The 20,682-nt window shown below is 64.0% G+C and carries 18 protein-coding genes and 2 tRNA genes; 16 read left to right on the forward strand and 4 right to left on the reverse strand.

Annotation, left to right across the window (positions count from 1 at the left end; genetic code table 11):
• Positions 1 to 57: 57 nt before the first annotated feature.
• Positions 58 to 2,496: an arylsulfatase gene (locus AC6HZP_RS04130; RefSeq protein ID WP_497525507.1), complete on the reverse strand. Its 2,439-nt coding sequence runs from the start codon at positions 2,494 to 2,496 to the stop codon at positions 58 to 60.
• A gap of 269 nt (positions 2,497 to 2,765) precedes the next feature.
• Here AC6HZP_RS04130 and AC6HZP_RS04135 point away from each other — a divergent pair, with 269 nt between their 5' ends.
• Entirely contained in the window at positions 2,766 to 3,389 is a 624-nt protein-coding gene (locus tag AC6HZP_RS04135) for a GNAT family N-acetyltransferase (protein WP_497525508.1), read from the forward strand.
• 55 nt (positions 3,390 to 3,444) lie between these two features.
• On the opposite strand, the gene AC6HZP_RS04140 is transcribed toward AC6HZP_RS04135, so the two are convergent.
• Entirely contained in the window at positions 3,445 to 4,446 is a 1,002-nt protein-coding gene (locus tag AC6HZP_RS04140; protein WP_497525509.1) for a helix-turn-helix transcriptional regulator, read from the reverse strand.
• Between the two features lie 73 nt (positions 4,447 to 4,519).
• Here AC6HZP_RS04140 and AC6HZP_RS04145 point away from each other — a divergent pair, with 73 nt between their 5' ends.
• Both AC6HZP_RS04145 and AC6HZP_RS04150 read left to right on the forward strand, forming a co-directional pair.
• Positions 4,520 to 5,521 carry an acid phosphatase gene (locus AC6HZP_RS04145; protein WP_497525510.1) on the forward strand — a complete coding sequence of 334 codons (1,002 nt, stop codon included), beginning with the start codon at positions 4,520 to 4,522 and terminating at the stop codon, positions 5,519 to 5,521.
• Between the two features lie 281 nt (positions 5,522 to 5,802).
• A complete protein-coding gene (locus tag AC6HZP_RS04150) occupies positions 5,803 to 6,591 on the forward strand; it encodes an EAL domain-containing protein (RefSeq protein ID WP_497525511.1) in 789 nt (262 codons plus the stop codon).
• 184 nt (positions 6,592 to 6,775) lie between these two features.
• Here AC6HZP_RS04150 and AC6HZP_RS04155 read toward each other — a convergent pair whose 3' ends face one another.
• On the reverse strand, positions 6,776 to 7,612 hold the full coding sequence (locus AC6HZP_RS04155; protein WP_497525512.1) for a phytanoyl-CoA dioxygenase family protein: 837 nt from the start codon (positions 7,610 to 7,612) through the stop codon (positions 6,776 to 6,778).
• Positions 7,613 to 7,714: 102 nt separating this feature from the next.
• Here AC6HZP_RS04155 and AC6HZP_RS04160 point away from each other — a divergent pair, with 102 nt between their 5' ends.
• The 3 genes from AC6HZP_RS04160 to AC6HZP_RS04170 all read left to right on the forward strand — a co-directional run bounded on the left by AC6HZP_RS04160 (position 7,715) and on the right by AC6HZP_RS04170 (position 12,384).
• Positions 7,715 to 8,761 carry a LacI family DNA-binding transcriptional regulator gene (locus AC6HZP_RS04160; RefSeq protein WP_497525513.1) on the forward strand — a complete coding sequence of 349 codons (1,047 nt, stop codon included), beginning with the start codon at positions 7,715 to 7,717 and terminating at the stop codon, positions 8,759 to 8,761.
• Positions 8,762 to 9,499: 738 nt separating this feature from the next.
• A complete protein-coding gene (locus AC6HZP_RS04165) occupies positions 9,500 to 11,401 on the forward strand; it encodes a glycosyltransferase family protein (protein ID WP_497525514.1) in 1,902 nt (633 codons plus the stop codon).
• A 62-nt stretch (positions 11,402 to 11,463) separates the two neighbouring features.
• A complete protein-coding gene (locus AC6HZP_RS04170) occupies positions 11,464 to 12,384 on the forward strand; it encodes a glycosyltransferase family 2 protein (RefSeq protein WP_497525515.1) in 921 nt (306 codons plus the stop codon).
• Between the two features lie 345 nt (positions 12,385 to 12,729).
• Here the strand turns inward: AC6HZP_RS04170 and AC6HZP_RS04175 are convergent.
• A tRNA-Thr gene (locus AC6HZP_RS04175) sits at positions 12,730 to 12,804 on the reverse strand.
• Positions 12,805 to 13,407: 603 nt separating this feature from the next.
• Between AC6HZP_RS04175 and AC6HZP_RS04180 the strand changes: the two genes are divergently transcribed.
• The 10 genes from AC6HZP_RS04180 to AC6HZP_RS04225 all read left to right on the forward strand — a co-directional run bounded on the left by AC6HZP_RS04180 (position 13,408) and on the right by AC6HZP_RS04225 (position 20,681).
• Positions 13,408 to 13,635 carry a hypothetical protein gene (locus AC6HZP_RS04180; protein ID WP_497525516.1) on the forward strand — a complete coding sequence of 76 codons (228 nt, stop codon included), beginning with the start codon at positions 13,408 to 13,410 and terminating at the stop codon, positions 13,633 to 13,635.
• A gap of 125 nt (positions 13,636 to 13,760) precedes the next feature.
• Positions 13,761 to 15,050 carry a UDP-N-acetylglucosamine 1-carboxyvinyltransferase gene (murA, locus tag AC6HZP_RS04185; protein WP_201402388.1) on the forward strand — a complete coding sequence of 430 codons (1,290 nt, stop codon included), beginning with the start codon at positions 13,761 to 13,763 and terminating at the stop codon, positions 15,048 to 15,050.
• A 108-nt stretch (positions 15,051 to 15,158) separates the two neighbouring features.
• Entirely contained in the window at positions 15,159 to 15,611 is a 453-nt protein-coding gene (locus tag AC6HZP_RS04190) for a DUF2948 family protein (protein WP_201402389.1), read from the forward strand.
• 102 nt (positions 15,612 to 15,713) lie between these two features.
• Positions 15,714 to 17,006 (forward strand): histidinol dehydrogenase, encoded by a 1,293-nt coding sequence (gene hisD / locus AC6HZP_RS04195; protein WP_497525517.1) that lies wholly within the window; start codon positions 15,714 to 15,716, stop codon positions 17,004 to 17,006.
• A 37-nt stretch (positions 17,007 to 17,043) separates the two neighbouring features.
• Entirely contained in the window at positions 17,044 to 17,535 is a 492-nt protein-coding gene (locus AC6HZP_RS04200; protein WP_201402391.1) for a UPF0262 family protein, read from the forward strand.
• Between the two features lie 72 nt (positions 17,536 to 17,607).
• Positions 17,608 to 18,018, forward strand: a complete 411-nt coding sequence (locus AC6HZP_RS04205; protein ID WP_497526732.1) for an arsenate-mycothiol transferase ArsC — start codon at positions 17,608 to 17,610, stop codon at positions 18,016 to 18,018.
• A 164-nt stretch (positions 18,019 to 18,182) separates the two neighbouring features.
• Entirely contained in the window at positions 18,183 to 18,806 is a 624-nt protein-coding gene (locus AC6HZP_RS04210; RefSeq protein WP_497525518.1) for a Maf-like protein, read from the forward strand.
• A 15-nt stretch (positions 18,807 to 18,821) separates the two neighbouring features.
• Positions 18,822 to 19,037 (forward strand): DNA gyrase inhibitor YacG, encoded by a 216-nt coding sequence (gene yacG / locus AC6HZP_RS04215; protein ID WP_497525519.1) that lies wholly within the window; start codon positions 18,822 to 18,824, stop codon positions 19,035 to 19,037.
• A 167-nt stretch (positions 19,038 to 19,204) separates the two neighbouring features.
• Positions 19,205 to 19,280: transfer RNA gene (locus AC6HZP_RS04220), tRNA-Phe, on the forward strand.
• Positions 19,281 to 19,568: 288 nt separating this feature from the next.
• Positions 19,569 to 20,681: an efflux RND transporter periplasmic adaptor subunit gene (locus AC6HZP_RS04225; RefSeq protein ID WP_497525520.1), complete on the forward strand. Its 1,113-nt coding sequence runs from the start codon at positions 19,569 to 19,571 to the stop codon at positions 20,679 to 20,681.
• The last annotated feature ends 1 nt before the right edge of the window (position 20,682 follow it).

Here is a 20,682-nt window from a genome sequence, read left to right on the forward strand (position 1 = left end):
TCGCCCCTCCTGGCTTTCTCGCCTCTCTTGGCTCTCTCGCGCCCGTCGCCGCGCGGCCTAGTTGGCGCTCGCCGCCGGCTGCAGTCGGAATGTCAGCTTGTCGATCTTGCCGGTGAACTTGAACGGTGGGTCGTAGCGATATTCCACCAGCGCGACGCCGGTGCGGGTATCGAGGCCGACGTCGAAGGTCTCGTCCTCCGGGAAGGTGACGGGAATGCCGTGGTCGAGCGTATTGGTGGCGACCGCCTTGCCGTCGACCGACAAGACGCCCGTGCCGCCCTTGCCGAGGCCCGGGCCGGCCGAGGTGAAGTCGAAGACGATCGTGTGCTTGCCGGGTTCCAGCTCGGGCCCCTCCCACATCGTGCGCTTCAGGTCGAGGAGGTTGTAGAGGAACACGACCCTGCCGCGCCCGACGCCGAAATCGCCCTTGCTGAGAAAGAGGCCGTAGCCGCCGAAACGCCCGCCCTCGGTGACGATCATACCCTCGGCGCCGCCCTCGGGGATCTCGACCTCGGCGGTGATCGTGTAGGACTTGTTCAAGGTGCTGGGCGCCGCGCTCGCCGGCACGCCGCTCAATTCGCCGGAATAGGTGAACTCCGTGCTTCCCGCCGTCAGGCTCGGCCGCGGCGTGTTCCAGCGCGCGAGCGTCGAGTTGTCGAGCGGCAGCACGTTATATTTCCGCGCTTCCTCGTAGAAGAGGTCCTGCATCTGCTTGAGCCTGTCGGGCTCGGCCGCGGCGAGATCGGTGGACTGCGTCGGATCCGCGTCGACGTTGTAGAGCTCCCAATTGTAGCCGGTGATCACGTCGGGCGGCGTCTTGGTGCTGAGCTCCCAGGGGAGCGTCGCGGGCGTCGTCGCAGCCACCCAGCCATCGTGGTAGATGGCGCGATTGCCGAGCATCTCGAAATACTGCGTGGTGTGCCGGGTCGGGACGTCGGCATGGGCCTTGTCCCAGCTGTACATCATGCTCACGCCCTCGATCGGGCGTTGGGCGATTCCGTTGATCGTGTCCGGCGCCGGAATGCCGGTCGCCTCCAGGATGGTCGGCACGATGTCGATCACGTGGTGGAACTGGTTGCGGATGCCGCCGGCGTCGGTGATGTGGCCGGGCCAGGACATGGCGACGCCTTGCGCGGTGCCGCCGAAATGCGAAGGCACCTGCTTCACCCATTGGAACGGCGTATCCATCGCCCAGGCCCAGCCGGCCGAATAATGCGGGAAGGTCCGCTCCGAACCCCAGAACGGATACCAGAGGAACTGGTCCTTCACCGGCACGGCGATGCCGTTGAAGGTGGTGAACTCGTTCGGCGTGCCGTTGATCATGCCTTCGGCGCTCGCGCCGTTATCGCCGCCGATATAGATAATCAGCGTGTTGTCGAGCTCGCCGAGATCCTCGACCGCCTGGATGACCCTGCCGATCTCATGATCGGCATAGGCGAGGTACGTGCCGTAGACATCGGCCTGCCGGATGAAGAGCTTCTTCTCCTCGAAGCCGAGCGTGTCCCATTCGGGCAGCCCCTTCGGCCACGCCGTCAGCTTGGCATTTTCCGGCATGATGCCGAGCCGCTTCTGGTTGGCGAAGATCGTCTCGCGCAGCTTGTTCCAGCCCTGGTCGAACAGGTGCATGTCGCTGATCTTCTTGAGCCATTCGGGCGTCGGATGGTGCGGCGCGTGGGTGGCCCCCGGCACGTAGTAGACGAACCAGGGCTTGTCCGGCGCGATCTCCTTCAGTTGCTGGATGTGCTGGATCGCGTCGTCGGCCATCGCCGTCTCGAGGTTCCAGCCCGGATTGCCCTCGAACGGGTAGATCGCGGTGGTGTTGCGGAAGAGGTTCGGCTGCCATTGGCTCGCGTCGCCGCCGACGAAACCATAGAAATAGTCGAACCCCATCCCGGTCGGCCATTGGTTGAACGGTCCCGCCTGGCTCGACTGGTAGGACGGCGTGTTGTGGTCCTTGCCGAACCACGACGTGGCGTAGCCGTTCTCCTTGAGGATCGTCCCGATCGTGCCCTTCTCGATCGGAATGATCGAATCGTAGCCCGGATAGCCGGTCGCGATCTCGCCGACGACGCCGAAGCCGACCGAGTGATGATTGCGCCCGGTGATCAGCGCCGCGCGGGTCGGCGAGCAGAGCGAGGTGGAGTGGAAATTGGTGAAGCGCAGCCCGGACCGCGCAATGCGATCCATAGCCGGCGTCGGAATGACGCCGCCGAACGTGCTCGGCGCGCCGAAACCCTGATCGTCCGTCATGATCAGGAGGACGTTGGGGGCGCCCTTCGGCGGCACGACGCGGGGCGCCCACCAGGGCGTCGAGTCCGACGCCCTTTCCTTGATCACGCCGCCGAACTTCGGGTCCGGCGGCGGCAGCTGCTTGCCCGTTATGGTGGTCGTGGCCCCGGGAGATCCGACGTCTCCGGTCGTCTGCTGGGCCGAGGCGACGGCGCAACCAAGGGCGATGAAAACCGAACTCGCAAGGATTTTTCGAAGGCTGTTCATTTCGAATGCCTCCAAATATCAGTCCTTAGTTAGAATAGTCGCAGTCAAAACGTCTTTTATTCTCAAAGTAATAGATGGGATATGGATCGCCGCGGCGGGCCGGCAAGCTCGCCGTCGTGACGACACCGGTAAACTTGTGGAGAGCCGCCGGCTTCTCGGGCATGGCTGCGCCGGGCTCGAGCGACAGATCGCGCCCTTGCCATGCGCCGGCCTGCCATGCGAGGGCGGGAGGAAACCAGTCCGATCCGGTATGTGAAGGAACCATCCGCTTGACCAGCGCCGTCGCCCCCGCTCTCCCCAACGGCTATTCCTCGGTCGCGGCCGGGCATCTCGCCGCGGTCGTGACCAGTCTCGAGATGAAGGAGCGCCCGGCGCCGCGGCCCGCCCAGCCGTTTCCCGCGGGGATCAGTCTGCTGCCTCTAGGGCGGCCGTCGGTGGAGCGCTATCGCGCCCTCTATCGCGCGGTCGGTGAGGATTGGCTGTGGGTGTCCCGGCTCATCATGCCCGACGACACGCTGCGCGCCATCCTGGAGGACCCGCTGGTCGAGATCTTCGCGCTGCAGAAGGACGGCGTCGACGCGGGCATCCTCGAACTCGATTTTCGCGAGCCGGGTGCCTGCGAACTCGCCTTCTTCGGCGTCACCATGGCCGTGCAGGGAACGGGCATGGGCCGGGCGCTGATGAACCAGGCGATCGAGCGGGCCTGGGCCCGGCCGATCCGGCGGTTCTGGGTCCACACCTGCACGCTCGACCATCCCGCCGCGCTCGACTTCTACCGCCGCTCGGGCTTCACGCCCTTCGCGTTTCAGGTGGAGGTGATGCCGGACCCGCGCCTGACCGGCGCGATGCCGAGAAACTGCGCGCCGCAAATCCCGATTGTCGGAGCCGATTGAGGGAGGCGCGCGTCTCCCAATCGCAGGATGTTCCCGACCGACCGGCGCTGCCGTCCTATCCCAGCCTGGATCGATCGCGAAACTGTCGTGGCGTAACGCCGGAGATCCGGCGGAACGCGCGGCTGAAATGCGCCGGATCCGTGTATCCGGAAGAATAGGCGATATCGATGATCTTCGAATCCGTGCTGCGCAGCAGCTTGCTGGCGTTCTCGTATCGGACGGTCTCCAGTATATCGGAGTAGGTCAGGCCGATATGGTAGAGCTTTCGTTGGAGGGTCCGCGTGCTGACGCCCGCCATCTCCGCAACAACAGCCAGAGTCGGTGTGTTCTCGTCGAGATAGGCCGGCAGCATCAGCTTGATCAGTTCGACGATGTCGTAGCCCGAAGGGCCGTCTTCCGTGTCTAACGGAGGCGGAATGGATGCGCCGGCGCGAATGGAGAGACTGAGATGCGCGATCGGCACGCTGATCCAGGAGGCGTGCTGGCCTGACAGAAACCGCACGTTTGGCCATAGGGCCTGGGTCGCGCGACCGGGCGTATAGCGGGCTTCAAAGGCAATCGTATCCGGCATCCAGTCCGGCCCGGCAAATTGGCGGACGATGTAGATGGGAAAGACGAGCTGGAGCCATTGCGAATGCTCCAAATGCCGCAGCGCGCTCGTTCCGGAAAGCCTGCTGCAGATGCGCACGTGATCGACATGGGGCTCGATCCACAGGCTCAGAATGGTATCCTCGCGCGCCGCCCATTTGCAGGCGTGCTGCAGAGCCACGAGCAGCGTCGGAGAGTGCTCGATCAGCGCCCGGGTCTTGTCCCGCAGATGAGAATAATGCAGCCGCTGGGTGGCCAGAAAGCCGAAGTCCTCAATGCCCTGGGACCTCTGCGCGGCTTCTATGAAGCGGATGGTCGGCATTAGCGGAATATAAAGCTGGCTTTTTTCTTCCAGAGCCGAAGGAAGGCGAAACTTCCCCAAAGTTGAACTGACGGGAGCGCCGCTATCGCGAAGAATCCCGACGAAAGGAAGAAGAAACTGGCCTCGCGTCAAAGGGATGTTCGCCAATGGATTTCGCCGCGCTTACGGGGTTAGTCCCTGCGACGGGTTCCGGTACCGGCAAGGTTGACGATAGCAAGCCGTGATTGGCGCGAAATGGCAAGATTGCGATTTGCCTTTGCCCGAAATGAATCGCGTGGAACTCGCTTGTCGACACGAAAATCGACCGGCCGCCGGTATCCGCGAACGATCCGCCGGACGGCTGGTGGCGACATCGTCGCTTTGCCTGTCCGCGAGCATAAAGGGACTGGGAATATCAATGATGGGGAATGCAGTTCGGGCCGTTGCCGTCTCCGTGTCTGCCCTGCTGGGGATCTGCGGGCAGAGTTTCGCCCAATCAGACGAAGCCCAGCCCAACGTCACCGATCCTCATTTCAAGATTGCGCCGGGCTATCTGCAGCGATCCGATCTGCCGGACAGCCTGATGCTGCTCGGCCCGCCTCCCGCGCCGGACTCGGCAGCGCTCGCCAGAGACGAGGAAGCGCGCAAGGCGACGCTCGCTCTGCGTAGCACCGACCGCTGGAAGCTTGCCGCCAGCGACGCCGATCTCTCCTTCCCGCAGGCGGCGGATAATTTCTCCTGCGCGATGGGTGTCAGCATCAACGAAACGGACACGCCGCGTCTCTATGCAATGATGCAGAAAATGTTGTCGGATCTCGGCCTGTCGACCTATGGCGTGAAGAACAAGTACAACCGGACGCGTCCCTTCGTCGTGCACGACGAAGCGACCTGCAGGGCGGACCAGGAGCCAATTCTGCGGGAGGACGGCTCTTATCCTTCGGGCCATACGGCCGCGGGATGGGGATGGGCGCTTGTGTTTGCCGAGATCAATCCCGAGCGGGCGAACGAGTTGCTCCGGCGCGGCATCGAGTTCGGGCAGAGCCGGGTGATCTGCGACGCGCATTGGCAGAGCGATGTCGACGCCGGCCGCATCATGGGCGCGGCGACCGTCGCGCGGCTACAGACCGATCCGGTCTTCCTTGCCGATCTGGAGGCCGCCAAGGCCGAGGTGGCGCAGGCGAAGCTGAAGCAGACCGCGGCGCCGGATTGCAAGGCCGAGGCATCCGCCCTGTCCCAGCCATAAGCCAGGCCTGATCGAAGGACGCATCCCTAGAGGTCCGGCCATCTCAAGCGAGGGGAGCCAAGGCCGTGTTCGAAACGATGCTTGCGGCCCTCGGGCAGGATATGCGGAATGGAGGCGAGGGCTCGCGAGCCCGCGCCTCCAGCCCCGGCGCCCCGGCCTCTCCCCAGCACTCCGACGCACCGATGCGCCTCTGCACGCCCAAGGCGGCAGAGGCGCGCGCCCCCTCCAAGCCTCTGGCCCAAACCGAGCCCCTTCAACCCGCGCCAGGGGACGGTTTGGCCATGAAATCAAGGCTTCTCGCTGAGATCGAAGGCGGATTGCGGCAGAACACCTTCGAGTTTCACTACCAACCGATTGTATCCCTGACGGTCGAACGCGCCCCCTCGCTGGAGGCGCTCATGCGCTGGCGCCATCCGGATCGAGGTCTCCTGCTGCCCGCAGCCTTCAGGCGGGGTTTTGCCGAGCCGCGCATCCGCGCGGCTTTTGGCATGTACATGCTCGACAGGGTCTTCAGCGACCTCGTCGCCTTCCAGGAGCAAGGCCTCGCGCTCGACCGCGTCGCCATCAATCTGACGGGCTCCGATTTTCGGTCGCCGGATTTCCTGGATCGCTTCTTCGAATTGAGCGCGAGAACGGGCATTCCGCCCACGGCCTTCTGCGCCGAGATCACGGAGAGCATGTTTATCGGTCGCCGCCAAACCTCCCTGCAACGGGGGCTTCGCTGCCTTCATGACGCTGGCGTCGAGATCGCGCTCGACGATTTCGGAACGGGCTTTGCTTCGTTGACCCATCTGCGCCAGCTGCCGATCGACCGGCTGAAGATCGACCGAAGCTTCATTGCGAACATGGTCGCCTCGAAGCGAGATCAGGCGATCGTCCGCGGCATCATCGAGATCGCCCACAGCCTGGACGCGATGGTCGTGGCCGAAGGTGTCGAGACCCTCGAGCAGGTCGAGCTGCTCGCCGAGTTCGGCTGCGACATGGTGCAGGGCTGGTACTTCGGCAAGGCGTGCGAAGGGGGCTCCCTGACCGAAGTGCTCAATGCCATGCCGTCGGGGCGAAATCGCTAATAAGTACGGCCACTTATCTCGGTTGATAGGAAGGGGATTGAAATGGGAAACGGTCAGTCGGCTGACCGTCTCCCGACCGTATTGACCCTTCTGCACGTTCGATGGCGTCGGCTTGGTGTGGCTCTCCGGACCTGTCCCTCCAGGAAACAGGCCGGCCCAAGAGCCTATTCCTATGCGGCGAGGATCAGGTTGGATCGGCGCCCATGACGAGGCCTTCGATGTCATGCTTCTGGGTAATCGGCACCAGCTCGTCGACGACCCGGCAGACGAGATGCTGCCTGGCGATCTCGGGGAGGGCGTCATGCCACTCCCGCGTCACCATCATGTCGTGCAGCTCGGCGTGCCCGGCGCCCGGCCTGTCGACGCCGAGCACCATGACCGGTCGAGCGATGGGCGACTGGTGTTCGGTGCCGCGATGGACCGTCAGTGCCGAGCGGCAGGAAATGTCGCCTCGTTTCGGAAATTTGCGGGTCGCGCGGTCCTGGAAGCGGCCCCAGAGCGCCTTGTCCGGGAACATCTCATGTTTCCACTCCCGGCCATCGTCATATTGCGTTCCCGGCGCCACTTCGAACGGCCCCATGTCCTCGGTGACGTCGACGCCTGTCAGGTTGAAGGCCAACGAGGTGATCCGGCGGTCGCGATAGGTATCGACGGGTGAGGGGAAGTCGCGGTGCCACGGTTGGTATTTGGCGCCCTGGAACGGCACGTCGAAGCCGATCTCCACGATCTGGTAATCCGATCCGAGCACGTTGGTGCAGACATCCACGACCCACGGATGGGTGATGAGATCGACGAAGCCGCGAAACGCCTGCGGATGGATCTCGACATACCAGCGGCGGGGGCCGCGTCCGACCGCGCCTCCCGGCCTCTGAATGGCCGACCAGAAGGCGGTCATCATGTCCTCGCGCATCTCGTCGGCCCATGCCGGACTGAAAGCACCCTTCAGTCCGATGATGCCGTCCTCCGCAAGCTGCGCTGCCTGCGCGGCAATATCGTAGTCGAATGCTGGCGTCGTGTTCATCTGGTTCTCCTCCCGATTTCGGAGAAGCCTACCGGTGCTAATAATTATTAGTCAATGGCCGATCTTTATCACCTGGTGTAGAGGAGCAGAGCGGGGGAGAGCATGAGCGGCGGGAAAACGATGAAGCGCGTGACCATGATGGATGTGGCCAAGGCGGCGGGCTGCTCGCAGGCGACGGTCTCGGTCGTCCTCAACAATGTCACGGACATCAAGATATCGCCCGACCTTCGCACGCGCGTGCTGGAAGCGGCGCGCAGGCTCGGCTACGGGCTCGCAAGCCCTATCCGTCGCGCGGGCCTCGGGGATCTTCGGGGCGGCTGCATCGGCTTCATCGTCGACCAGCTCGCGACGACACCGGAAGCGGTCAACGCGATCGAGGGCGCCCGGCATGCGTCCTGGGAAAACGACGTGACCATCCTTGTCGCGCAGACGCAGGGGCGGGCCGAGCATGAGCGCAAGGCGGTGGCGCGCCTTCTGCAGGCCGGCGCACAGGGCATCGTCTATATGTCGATCTTCACCCGCCGCGTATCGATCGACGCCGTCTTCGACGACCTTCCCGTGCCGCTCGTCCTGCTCAACTGCTATACCAGCGACAATCGCTTTCCCGCGGTCGTGCCGGACGAGATCACCGGCGGGCAGATGGCAACGGCCTCTCTGATCGGGAAGGGACATAGACGCATCGCCACGATCGTCGGCGAAAGCTTCATGGAAGCCGCGCAGGACCGGCTCGCCGGCTATCGCCAGGCGCTCGCCGAGGCAGGGCTCGCCTATGATGACCGTCTGGTGGTCGAGGGAAACTGGACGCCGACATCCGGCTTCGAGGCGACCCAGAAGCTCCTATCGCTCGAGGAGCCGCCGACAGCGATCTTTTGCCAGAACGACAAGATGGCCATGGGCTGCTTCAACGCCATCACCGAGGCGGGGATGCGGATCCCGGACGATCTTTCCGTCATCGGCTATGACGACGACGAGATCTCCCGCCATCTGCGCCCCCAACTGACAACGCTGGAACTGCCCCATCGTCCGATGGGCGCCTGGGCGATCGAACAGCTTGCAAGGAAGCCGCTCGCGGGCCGGCATGAAATCCACAAGGTCGGATGCACGCTCATCGAGCGAGCCTCCACAAAAGGTTGCGTCCCTCGCACGTAGGGGCTCCGGGGGCGGGCCCACCGATTGGCCAAGCTTTATAGGCTTCGGGCTCGACAAGGAGACGGATCCTGCATGGACCTCTACCGGCCGCAAGAAGAACAGATGTCGCGACCTGTACCTGCAAGGGCGCGAGCGAAATATCGGCGTCCGGAAAGCGCGCTTCGTCCGGATCTGCGCGGAAATCGCCTTCGCTGAACCGCTTCATCAACTCGCCGCACTGCACAAAGACGCAGCCGAGCTATTCGAGGGGGCGCCCTGGAGCCAGGTGAACCACGATGTGGAGCTTCGCCAACTCCCTAACATCCGTGATCCAACCCACTGCTCCAGTCTGCCGGCCACGTGTGCCTCGACATGGAGCCTGAGGGCATGCGACCAGATGCCGAGCTCTCCCGGCTCGTTGCTCAGGGCTTCCAGATTGTCCCGATAGGTGCGAACGGCCGAACCGAGGCGATGTGGTTCAATCTGACTTGCAGGTGGCTGGGGGCGCCAAGGTCGTCAACATCCTCGCCGCATCCAGGTTGATTGGTCGGCTTATGGGCTAGGGGTCAGTGGCGGGTGAGGGAGCGCGGAAGAGGCGAGAAAACTTCGATGACTTGCGATACTCGCAAGGGTAGCACTTTGGATCCATAACAATTATAAAGTAAGGGCGCGCATCCTTTCAGAGCGCGTGAGGCAGCTGCTCTCGTGGGGGGCTGTGGCCTGTTGACCCCATATGGAAAGTGCGAATTGAGTTGGGCAATGGGTGACAGAGTAGTATCTTACTGTATCGCAGTGAAAGATCGACTTGATGACCTCATTGAGACGATGTCATTCAACTTAGATGAAAATAGAATATATTCGAGTCACGTCGATTTTGTCATCCTCTCCTTCGACGAAGAGAGAGAGTTACTTTACAATCATTTTCATCAAAGATTCCAGCAAGACCTTGATTCCGGATATTTGAAAATATTCCATTCGGATGCCATCCGGGCATGGCATTTCGGGCGAGCAAAAAATCAATTCAAGCATTTGCCCATCGGATCGTTCTTTTCAAGTCTGGATGCAGATAATTTTGTTTCGTCGGAGGAAACTGCGCAGATACTGGATGCGGCTAGGGAGTATCCCCGAGGATTTGTTTTTCATCACTTTTCGGGGACTTGGGGAGATGGGACGTGTGGGCGTGTAACGCTAAACTCAGACCTCTATAGAGATATAGGGTACGACGAGACGTTCATGCCCCGCCAATTCGATGAATTGGACCTCATTGTTTCCGCATTGCGGCATGGCGGAAATATTCCATTCTTATCTTACCTAGAAGGTGGCGTATTCGCGAAGTCGGATTCGGCTCAGAATTGCATCGATGAGATCGGGCTGGCGCCGCTGATTGTTCGGCGACCTGACTTGCGTACTCGACTTCCTATCGGTGGCAAGGCGGGGAGCTACGCAGAGAGCGACAGTGTCTTAGAACTGATGACGGCTTTCAACCAGGCGCGGTCTCTCGCCAAGTGCGCCCAAGTCCCTGAGAGGGCGGGCCTGCATCTGGAGGCCGCTAAAGCCGCTGGGGACGGCCTGGTAACCGCAATGGGAAAAGAAGCTGTTCTGGCGGTATTTTTCGGGCTGGGTGAGGTGCCCGAATATGAACCGGGGCAGATCCCAGTGGTGTCTTGCATCCGTGACGACGCGCATCTGCTAGCCGACTGGTATTGGCACTACAAAAAGCGCGGGTGCGGTCCATTTCTGATCATTGACCATGGATCAACGAGACCAGTCGCAGAGGTGTTGCCGTATGATGACGTGTATGTCCTGAACCCCGCTGTTGGTTGCTTCAGATCCTGCAAAAGTGTGTGGATCAAAGCTGCAATGAAGTGCTTCTTGGAAGAGGGGCAATGGGCGGTGACGGTTGATTCCGACGAGTTGGTCGATCTCCCGTCGAACTTCGGGAACACCTTCGAAAAGGTAATTCAACAGGCCGAGACCGCGGGACGTGGCTTTGTACCGGGAATTCTTGTCGATTTGGTCCCGGGCCGGGAGATTGATGCCGAAGCATCGCTTGCCCAAGGCGTACCGGTCCAAGAGATATTTGACCACCATCTCTTTGACGGCAGCGGTGATAGGACGGGATATGCGGCAGACCCTGCCATTGAATGGGCGTTTGGCCAAAGCTGGTTGACGAGCTTCTGCATAGATGTTCGCTATCGGCTTTTCGGGACAATCGACGTCCTCCGGAAGATTCCTCTCGTGAAGTACGCGGAGGCGGTAAGACTGAGCCAGGGGTTCCATGATCTACATAGAGCGGACAATGGGTATGGCTTCACTCACAGCTCTGAGTGGAGTGGGGATCTCCTGCTTCCAGTAAGGCACTACAAGCTTTCAAAGCTATTTGACCGCTCTTCGCGAGAGAGAATTGCTGAAGCTGCCGATGATCACACCAGATATCATCCTAGAACTAAGGAGAATCTGAAGAGGATTGCGTCGACGACAGCCGCCGAAGTCGTCGACTCTCTTCGGAGTGCAAAGATCCGAAAATATGACCCGGGCTTATTTGCTGCAAACGTAGTTCACGGGGCGGCGGCCAAAGAGAGCTTACAGCCGGTCTCCTCGGGGCGACTTTGGACCAGACTAGTGTCTTTTTTTCGAAGCGCAGCGGTGTTCGAACGATAGCGCTCTCGGGCTGTCTCTAAGCGCTTCGTCAGTGTGTTTTTCTGAAGCTTTCCGAAAGCGGGATGGCAGTGATGATTGATCCAAATGAGGCTCGCCATGACCCGCGCGTGCTTGGGTCGCTCTTTCATTTGGCATTGGACCAGATGATAGCTGGGGCATACTCCGAAGCGGAGGGCTTGCTCGTTGGCTTCGCTGAAAGGGTGGCGAGAGCGACGGATAGTTCGCAATTTGGCAATCTACCGTCGCGCCCGGCGGCCTCGATCGTCGTCGTCAGCTACAAATCGACCGGCGGGGTAGAACCAGCGATCGCGGCGATCGCCCATCAGGCGCGCGACGAGAACTGTGAAGTCATCCTCGTTGACAACGGCAATGAAGATCTCGAACGGATCGGGCGGCAATATCTCGATGGGGCGCGGATAGTTAAGCCGCCCTTCCAGGCCGGGGCCTCGCTCGGCCGCACTCTAGGTGCCAATTTGGCCGAAGCGCCTTATCTGATCTTCATCGACGATGACGGGTTGATCGAGCCCGGCTTCGTCAGCGGGCTGGTCAGCGCAGCGCGCGAGACGGGAGCGGTGTCCGTGCGTGGGCGAATTGAGATTTTGACTGCGGGGGGCTTCAAGCCACCTCACTATGATCTCGGCACTCAGCGGTGCCCTGCCTTTGCGGCAACCGAGGGCGCGTCGATTTGGCAGCGCGGCATCTACCTGCAATCCGGCGGGTTCCACCCGCTGTTATACGGTCACGAGGGAATAGACCTATGCGCGCGGCTCTATTGTTCTCACGGGCCGTTGGGATTCTACTACGAGCCTTCGGCCGTGTTGCGACATGACTACGCCGATGATCCGGCCGGCCGGGCCGTCAAGAAGATGCGCTACGATAGTAACGCGGGGTTCGTCGAGCACCGGTCACCTAGCGTATGGAAGATTCAGTCACTGATTGACGCAATTTCGACCGATGGCCGCTCGTCCGGCAAAGGGCTGTAGCAAGCGATGAAGTGGTTGGCCGGCTCGCCAACTTTCTTGTTTAGAACGAGGACCTCAGGGTGCTCGATTCCGCATTCGCAGCCGCGGCGCTGCTGCAAAGGCTCCCCTCTGTAGCGCGGAGGGCTGTCCCTAAGCCCAGCAGCTACCGTCTGTTTGGGAACCAGCCCCCTGACACCGGGGACAAGACACGCTCGTCCGCAGCCCCTCCTATCGCTATAAGGAGATTGTCTCCATTTACGTCGCCCAGACTTCGAGAATGTCGAGACCGGGCTTCGCGGGGCTGTCAGCTAGGGCCGCAGGCGGCGGTGACCGCAAGGGCGACTTCAGCAAAGTCATTTGGGAAGATGGTGCTGCAAGAGAGGATTGAACTCTCGACCTCTCCCTTACCAAGGGAGTGCTCTACCACTGAGCTACTGCAGCGCTGTCGGGGAAGTGTCCCGGAACGGGGGTCTTACTGCCACAGCGGTGCGGCGCGATCAAGCGTGTCGGCGAAGTTTCCCAGCCTTTCGCACGGACGGGGATAAGTTGGCGCGCCGTAACGCTCTTTTGCGGGCGGAAATCGCTTGCCTGTGGACATCTCCACCGCGGTCCCCGGCCGTGAAGCCCATAGCGCCGGGGGCGGCGCGCAATGGTCGCCGCCGACGGGATCCGGATATTCTGGCCCATAATTCGAAATCGGGCCTGATTGGTGATTCAGATGACGGGCGGCGGCCCGCCAAGCCATTGTCCGAGCCTCCCTGATCGACGCGGATGGGCGAAATCCGCGTGCAGATCGGCGCCCTTCCGACATTGCGGGCCAAACGCTGGGGAGGGTGCCGCTCGTCGCGGCAATTCGCGCGCTGGATCACCTCGGAATCCTCGCCGGCCTCCGAGGATCCTCGCCGGCTCGGCGCGCCGCCATGCTCCGGATGGAAGACGAGCGGGCGGCGAGGGGATATGTTGTCTGCAGATCGAATCCCGCCTGCGACGTGCCAGGCAAGGCGGATTCAAAGGCATTCACTCAAGACCGCGACCCACCGAACCATGATGACGACGCCAACGCCCGATCCGAACTCCCCGCCGACATCCGATGCCGAAACGCAGGAGGAGCCGGCGGCGGCCCCGTCCGCCGCGAAGGCCTCGTTGACGCGGGCGCAGAAGGCGCAGGAGGAACGGCTGGCGGCAGCGCTTCGGGCCAATCTCGCCCGCCGCAAGGCGGCGACGCGGGCGGCGCGCCAGGCGGGGCGCGCCTCCGACGACGACGAGGCGTGACGCGAAGCCGGCTTTTCCTTGTATCAGCCGCAATCCTGCATTAGAGCGACAGAAATCCGGGGTGGGGCACGCTCGTCAACGTTCGCCGCTGCTCGTCACCTTCGCTTCGAAAGGCTTGGCTGGTCATGGACAGAATCCGCATCGTCGGTGGCGCGCGCCTGAACGGCACGATCCCGATCTCCGGCGCCAAGAACGCCGCCCTGCCGCTGATGATCGCGAGCCTCCTGACCGACGAGACGCTGATTCTCGCCAACGTGCCGCGCCTCGCCGACGTGGCGCAGCTGAAGCGCATCCTCGGCAATCACGGCGTCGACATGACGGTCGCCGGCAAGCGCCTCGGCGAGGGCGAGCTTTCCGGCGAGACGGTGCACCTGACGGCGCGCACCATCGTCGACACCACCGCTCCCTACGAGCTGGTCTCGGCCATGCGCGCCAGCTTCTGGGTGATCGGCCCGCTGCTCGCCCGCGAAGGCTTCGCCAAGGTGTCGCTGCCCGGCGGCTGCGCCATCGGCACGCGCCCGGTCGACCTCTTCCTCGAGGCTCTGCAGACGCTCGGCGCCGAAATCGACATCGAGGGCGGCTATGTGGTGGCCCGCGCGCCGGAAGGCCTCAAGGGCGCCCGCGTCGCCTTCCCGAAAGTGACGGTCGGCGCGACGCATGTGACCATGATGGCGGCGACGCTCGCCAAGGGCGAGACGATCATCGAGAACGCGGCGCGTGAGCCGGAAGTCGTCGATCTCGCTGAATGCCTGATCAAGATGGGCGCCAGGATCACCGGCGCCGGCACCTCGACGATCCGCATCGAGGGCGTCTCGCGCCTGAACGGCGCGCGCCATTCGGTCATGCCGGACCGTATCGAGGCCGGCACCTACGCGATGGCCGTCACCATGACGGGCGGCGACGTGCTGCTCGAGGGCGCGCGGTCGGACGACCTGAAGCGGCCGCTCGAGATCCTGCGCGAAGTCGGCGCCGAGATCACCGAAACCAATGAGGGCCTGCGCGTCTATCGCAACGGCGCCGATTTGAAGCCGGTCAACATCTCGACCGAGCCGTTCCCCGGCTTCCCGACCGATCTGCAGGCGCAGCTGATGGCGCTGGTGACGCGGGCCGAGGGCACCTCGGTGATTCGCGAGACGATCTTCGAGAACCGCTTCATGCATGTGCAGGAACTCGCCCGCTTCGGCGCCGAGATCCATCTCGACGGCCAGAACGCCACCGTCGTCGGTGTGCCGCGCCTGAAGGGCGCGCCGGTGATGGCGACGGATTTGCGCGCCTCCGTGTCGCTCGTCATCGCCGGCCTCGTCGCCGAGGGCGAGACGATCGTCAATCGCGTCTACCATCTCGACCGCGGCTTCGAGCGCCTCGAGGACAAGCTCTCGCGCTGCGGCGCGACGATCGAGCGGATCTCCGGCTGAGACGCGCCGGAGCGGACGCCCGGCGGCTTTCCACACGCGACCTGTTGCGGAGCGGCCACACAGTGACTACCTGTCGGATCAAGTAACACAGGCCGACAGGTGTCTCTCATGGATCAGCTGAAACTCGCCGCGTTCGACGCCGAGGACCTCGCCGTCGTCTCCGCCCACGTCCAGGACGCGGTGCTGAAGGTTGGCGACATCGCCTTCATTCCGAAGGAAAAGCGCTTCGCCGGCGTCATCAACCGCTTCGTCTGGGAAAAAGAGGCGGAGGGGCGCGCCGCGAAGAAGAACTGGGAGCGCCGTCGGTCGGGCTTCCATTTCGACCGCGTGCTCGCGGTCCGCTCGACCGGGATCGACCGCACCCGGCCTGACGCCGTCCTCGACCTTCTCGCCATCGCCTTCGAGCCCGGCGAAGAGCCGGCCGGGACGATCACCCTGATCTTCGCCGGTGGCGGCGCCATCGCGCTCGACGTCGAGTGCATCGAGGCCGCCGTCCGCGATCTCGGCCCCGCCTGGGCAACCCAGTGCTGCCCCGAGCACAAGCTCGACCAGACCGCCTGACGGCGCTCCGGCACCGGAAGGCCGCCCGCCCATCCCCGTGCGGCCTTTCCCCTCCGGCCGAACCGCGCTAGAGACGTCGCTCGCATTGAAGGAGCCGTCGTCTTGGCCATTCGCCTGTCCCAAACCGATCCCGATTTCGAGACGCGCTTCCGGGCGCTGCTCGCCGCCAAGCGCGAGGTCTCGGAAGATGTCGACGCCACGGTGCGCGGCATTCTCGCTGACGTGCGCGCGCGCGGCGACGCCGCCGTGCTCGATTTCACGGCGCGCTTCGACCGGCTGCAGCTAACGGCGGAGGGGCTCCGCGTCTCCGAGGCCGAGTTCGAGGCGGCCGAACGCGCCGTCGACGAGAAGACCCGCGCCGCGCTGGTGCTCGCCCGCGACCGCATCCGCTCCCACCACGCCCGCCAGAAGCCGCAGGACGATCGCTACACGGACGCGCTCGGCGTCGAGCTCGGCTCGCGCTGGACGGCGATCGAGGCGGTCGGCCTCTATGTGCCGGGCGGCACCGCCTCTTATCCCAGCTCCGTGCTGATGAACGCCGTGCCGGCCAAGGTCGCCGGCGTCGATCGCCTCGTCGTGGTGGTGCCGACGCCCGACGGCGTGATCAATCCGCTGGTGCTGGTCGCGGCCCGCCTCGCCGGCGTCGACGAGCTCTACCGCATCGGCGGCGCGCAGGCTGTGGCCGCGCTCGCCTATGGCACGGACACCATCCAGCCCGTCTACAAGATCGTCGGCCCCGGCAACGCCTATGTCGCGGCGGCGAAGCGCCAGGTGTTCGGCACGGTCGGCATCGACATGATCGCCGGGCCTTCGGAAGTGCTCGTCATCGCCGATGGCGCCAATGATCCCGACTGGATCGCGGCCGACCTCCTGGCCCAGGCCGAGCATGACACGGCGGCGCAGTCGATCCTGATGACGGACGATCCCAAGCTCGCCGACGCGGTCGAGCAGGCGGTCGAGCGCCAGCTGAAATCCCTGCCGCGCGGCGAGACCGCCGCGGCGAGCTGGCGCGATTTCGGCGCCGTCATCGTCGTCGCCTCGCTCGACGACGCCGTGCCGCTTTCCGACCGCATCGCGCCGGAGCATCTCGAGATCGCCGTCGCCGATCCGGATCCGCTGGTCGAGAAGGTGCGCAATGCCGGCGCCATCTTCGTCGGCCGCACCACGCCGGAAGTGATCGGCGATTATGTCGGCGGCTCCAACCACGTGCTGCCGACGGCGCGCTCGGCCCGCTTCTCGTCCGGTCTGTCGGTGCTCGACTTCATGAAGCGCACCTCGATCCTTAGGACCGGGCCGGAGCAGCTCCGCGTGCTCGGGCCGGCGGCGATCGCGCTGGCCGAGGCCGAAGGGCTGGGCGCGCATGCCCGCTCGGTGGCGATCCGTCTCAATCTGTAGCAGGATCGGCCCGCGATCGATGGAAGCGGATCCAACCATGGCGGAAGCGACGGCGCCCGGGATCGACGGCCGGCTCGTCGCCGTCGATCTCGACGGCGCGACGCTGGGCCGTGCCTCGGCCGACGTCGACCATGAGCGCAAGATCGCCATCTACGATCTGGTTGAGGACAACCGCTTCACGCTGCCCGATCATCCCGCCAAGGCGTACCGGCTGCATCTCGCCATCCGCGAGAACCGGCTGGTGTTCGACGTGCGCGACGAGAAGGATGCGCCGCTCGTCCTGCATGCGCTGTCGCTGACGCCGCTCCGGAAGATCGTGCGCGACTATTTCCTGATCTGCGACAGCTACTACGCCGCGATCCGCACCGCGACGCCGAGCCAGATCGAGACCATCGACATGGGCCGCCGGGGCGTGCACGATGACGGCTCCCGTCTCCTGATGCAGCGCCTCGCCGGCAAGATCCTGGTCGATTTCGAGACGGCGCGACGTCTGTTCACGCTGATCTGCGCGCTGCACTGGAAAGGCTGAACCTTGGTACCAGCCGATGCTCCGGGTGTGTTCCTGCCCCGCGACGCGCGGCCACCGACTTCGGTCCTCTTCATGTGCGGCATGAATGCGATCCGCTCGCCGATGGCGGCGGCGATCACCGGCCAGCTCTTTCCCCGCCTCTATGTCGCTTCGGCCGGCGTGCGCAAGAGCGATCCCGATCCCTTCGTCACGGCGGTGATGGAGGAGAGCGGGCTCGATCTCTCGCGCCATCGCCCGCACACGATCGAGGAACTCGAGGACACGAATTTCGATCTCGTGGTGACGCTGTCGCCACAGGCGCATCACCGCGCGCTGGAGCTGACGCGGACCATGGCGGTGGTGGTCGAATACTGGCCTACCCCGGACCCGACGCTCGTCTCCGGTTCGCGCGAGCAGATCCTCGATGCTTATCGCGACGTGCGCGACCAGTTGCGGAGGCGGATCAAGGAGCGCTTCGGCTGGGCGCCGCTGCCGAGCGGCTAGGCGAGGGCGAGGGGAGAGGCCAGGGAGAGGTCAGGGGAGGGGCAGGCCGCGCCAGCGGCGACGCTGTTTCCTTGATCGGGCAATTCGGCTACGGTCCCGCCGCCGCGCGCCGCATTCCGGCGTTTCCTGGCGGCACTCTCTTGGATCCTCGACCGGACGGAAGAATGACAGGCACCCCCAAACTCCTGCTTGCATCGGGCAGCCCGCGACGGCTGCAACTCCTCGCCCAGGCAGGGTTGGAACCGGACAGCCTGCTGCCGACCTCGGTCGACGAGACCCCGCTCAAGAACGAGCTCCCCCGCAGCCTCGCCAAGCGGCTCGCGCGCAGCAAGGCGGACGCGGCCCGCGCCATGGCGGCGCGCACGCCCGATTTCGCCGACAGCTACATTTTGGCGGCCGATACGGTCGTCGCGGTCGGCCGGCGCATCCTCCCCAAGGCCGAATTCCACGACCAGGCGGCGGAATGCATCCGCCTGCTTTCCGGCCGCTCGCACCGCGTCTACACCGCCGTCTGCCTGCTGACGCCGAAGGGCGTCATCCGCCAGCGCCTGGTCGAGACCAAGGTGCGCTTCAAGCGGCTTGGCCGGCCGGAGATCGATACCTATCTTGGTTCGGGAGAATGGCGCGACAAGGCCGGCGGCTATGCGATCCAGGGCATTGCCGGCACTTTCGTCGTCAAGCTGGTCGGCTCCTACACCTCGGTCGTCGGCCTGCCGCTCTTCGAGACGATCGCGATGCTGGACGGGGAAGGGTATCCCGTCCGCAAGGGCTGGCTCGGGCCGGCCTGACGAGGACAGAATCTCATGACTGACGAAAACAAGCCCGCCGCCCCGAAGGCCGCGGAAATCCTGCCGCTGCGCGCGCCGCGCCCCTGCGCCAATTGCGGCAAGGACACGGTTCGCGCCTTCTATCCGTTCTGCTCGAAGCGCTGCAAGGACATCGACCTGCACCGCTGGCTTTCGGGCGCCTATGCGATCCCCGTGGTCGAGCGGGACGCCGGCGACGGCGAGGAAGACTAAGCCGGCGCGAGGCGGTTCGGCCGGCCTCCGCGGGCCGTCCGAGCCGATATTCGCGAGGTTGTTCACAGGCCTGCATCTTCTGCGCAACGCCTCTGGACACGTTCTGAAGCGTCGCCTATAAGGCCGTGACTTCGCGAGCGGGCCACCTCATCGGCCCCGCTCGCTGGGCCCGGATAGCTCAGTTGGTAGAGCAGCGGATTGAAAATCCGCGTGTCGGTGGTTCGAATCCGCCTCCGGGCACCACTTATTTCTCAAGAAAATTCAATGATTTAAGTGGTGCGCATCGTCCCGAGCGGCGAAGCGCATGGCGCAATTGTTTTGCGCGCGGTTTTCCCCGGTTTTCCTCCCCTTCGCCTGCGCCGCGCCTGCCTGACGCCGGAGGAAACGCCATCTGGCGTCTTGCTGCCTTCCTAGGTCAATTCTTCATTTCTTTACATCGATCGCTATAGTGTCTTCGCGCTGCGGAATGATCCCTCTGCTTGTGGAGGATGATCCCGGCGGCCTTTGCCATGCTTGAACAGGATATCGAAGATGAGAATGCAGATCATCGCGGTGGCGGCGGTTCTCGCTGGAAGCCTGACGTTCGGGCAGCCGGCCGAGGCCCAGGACGCCGCGTCGCTTCGCGTCGGTACCCTGGCGGCCACGCCGCAGCCCATCAACCCGGCCAAGGAATTCGTCGGTCGCATCGAGGCGCGGGAGCGCGTCGATGTCCGCGCCCGCGTCACCGGCTTCCTGCAGGACGTGCTGTTCGAGGACGGCCAGATGGTCAAGGAAGGCGATCTGCTCTACCGGATCGAGCCGGAGCCGTTCCAGGCGGCGCTTTCGCGCGCGGAGGGCGCGCTCGACCAGGCCCGTGGCCAGGCGGCCTATGCCGACCAGCAGTTCGCCCGCGCCGAGGAACTCCTGAAGACCCAGACCGGCACCGTCGCGTCGCGCGACCAGCGTCTCGCCGAGCAGCTGACCGCCAAGGGCAACGTCCAGATCTCCGAGGCGAACGTCCAGACCGCGCAGATCGACCTCGGCTACACGGAGATCAAGTCGCCGATCTCCGGCCTGATCGGTCGCACCGCCGTGACGAAGGGCAATGTCGTCGGCCCGGATCGCGGCGTGCTGACGACGATCGTCAGCCAGGATCCGATGAATGTAGTGATCCCGGTCAGCCAGCGTGAATTCCTGAAATTGAAGAGTGACGATCGCACGGCCGCCAAGCAGGAGCTGACGGTGCTGATCCGCTTCTCCGATGGCTCGGCCTATGATTTCCCCGGCAAGATCGACTTCGTCGACGTCTCCGTCGACCGCGCCACCGACAGCGTGACGATCCGGGCGGTCGTGCCCAATCCGAACGGGCGGCTCATCGACGGCCAGCTGGTCAAGGTGATGATGGAGCTCGAAAAGCCGGTCGAGAAGATCCTGGTGCCGCAGTCGGCGCTGCTCGCCGACCAGCAGGGCTTCTATGTCTTCGTGGTGGAGGACGGCAAGGCCGCCATCCGCCGCGTGACGCTCGGGCGCGAAGTCGGCGTCAACGCCAGCGTCGAAACCGGCCTTTCTTCGGGCGACCAGGTGATCGTCGAGGGCATCGCGGCGCTCCGCCCCGGCGCGCCGGTTTCGGCCTATCCGGCCACTGTGCTGCCGAAGGCGGGCTGAG

The sequence above is a fragment of the Kaistia sp. SLG-1 genome (assembly GCF_059699055.1).

Excerpts from the sequence above, each read along its gene's own strand:
- AC6HZP_RS04130 (WP_497525507.1), bottom strand. The coding sequence starts at position 2,496 with ATGAACAGCCTTCGAAAAATCCTTGCGAGTTCGGTTTTCATCGCCCTT.
- AC6HZP_RS04150 (WP_497525511.1), top strand. The coding sequence starts at position 5,803 with ATGAAATCAAGGCTTCTCGCTGAGATCGAAGGCGGATTGCGGCAGAAC.
- AC6HZP_RS04155 (WP_497525512.1), bottom strand. The coding sequence starts at position 7,612 with ATGAACACGACGCCAGCATTCGACTACGATATTGCCGCGCAGGCAGCG.
- AC6HZP_RS04160 (WP_497525513.1), top strand. The coding sequence starts at position 7,715 with ATGAGCGGCGGGAAAACGATGAAGCGCGTGACCATGATGGATGTGGCC.
- AC6HZP_RS04165 (WP_497525514.1), top strand. The coding sequence starts at position 9,500 with ATGGGTGACAGAGTAGTATCTTACTGTATCGCAGTGAAAGATCGACTT.
- AC6HZP_RS04170 (WP_497525515.1), top strand. The coding sequence starts at position 11,464 with ATGGCAGTGATGATTGATCCAAATGAGGCTCGCCATGACCCGCGCGTG.
- AC6HZP_RS04180 (WP_497525516.1), top strand. The coding sequence starts at position 13,408 with ATGATGACGACGCCAACGCCCGATCCGAACTCCCCGCCGACATCCGAT.
- murA (WP_201402388.1), top strand. The coding sequence starts at position 13,761 with ATGGACAGAATCCGCATCGTCGGTGGCGCGCGCCTGAACGGCACGATC.
- AC6HZP_RS04190 (WP_201402389.1), top strand. The coding sequence starts at position 15,159 with ATGGATCAGCTGAAACTCGCCGCGTTCGACGCCGAGGACCTCGCCGTC.
- AC6HZP_RS04200 (WP_201402391.1), top strand. The coding sequence starts at position 17,044 with ATGGCGGAAGCGACGGCGCCCGGGATCGACGGCCGGCTCGTCGCCGTC.
- AC6HZP_RS04205 (WP_497526732.1), top strand. The coding sequence starts at position 17,608 with ATGTGCGGCATGAATGCGATCCGCTCGCCGATGGCGGCGGCGATCACC.
- AC6HZP_RS04210 (WP_497525518.1), top strand. The coding sequence starts at position 18,183 with ATGACAGGCACCCCCAAACTCCTGCTTGCATCGGGCAGCCCGCGACGG.
- yacG (WP_497525519.1), top strand. The coding sequence starts at position 18,822 with ATGACTGACGAAAACAAGCCCGCCGCCCCGAAGGCCGCGGAAATCCTG.
- AC6HZP_RS04225 (WP_497525520.1), top strand. The coding sequence starts at position 19,569 with ATGAGAATGCAGATCATCGCGGTGGCGGCGGTTCTCGCTGGAAGCCTG.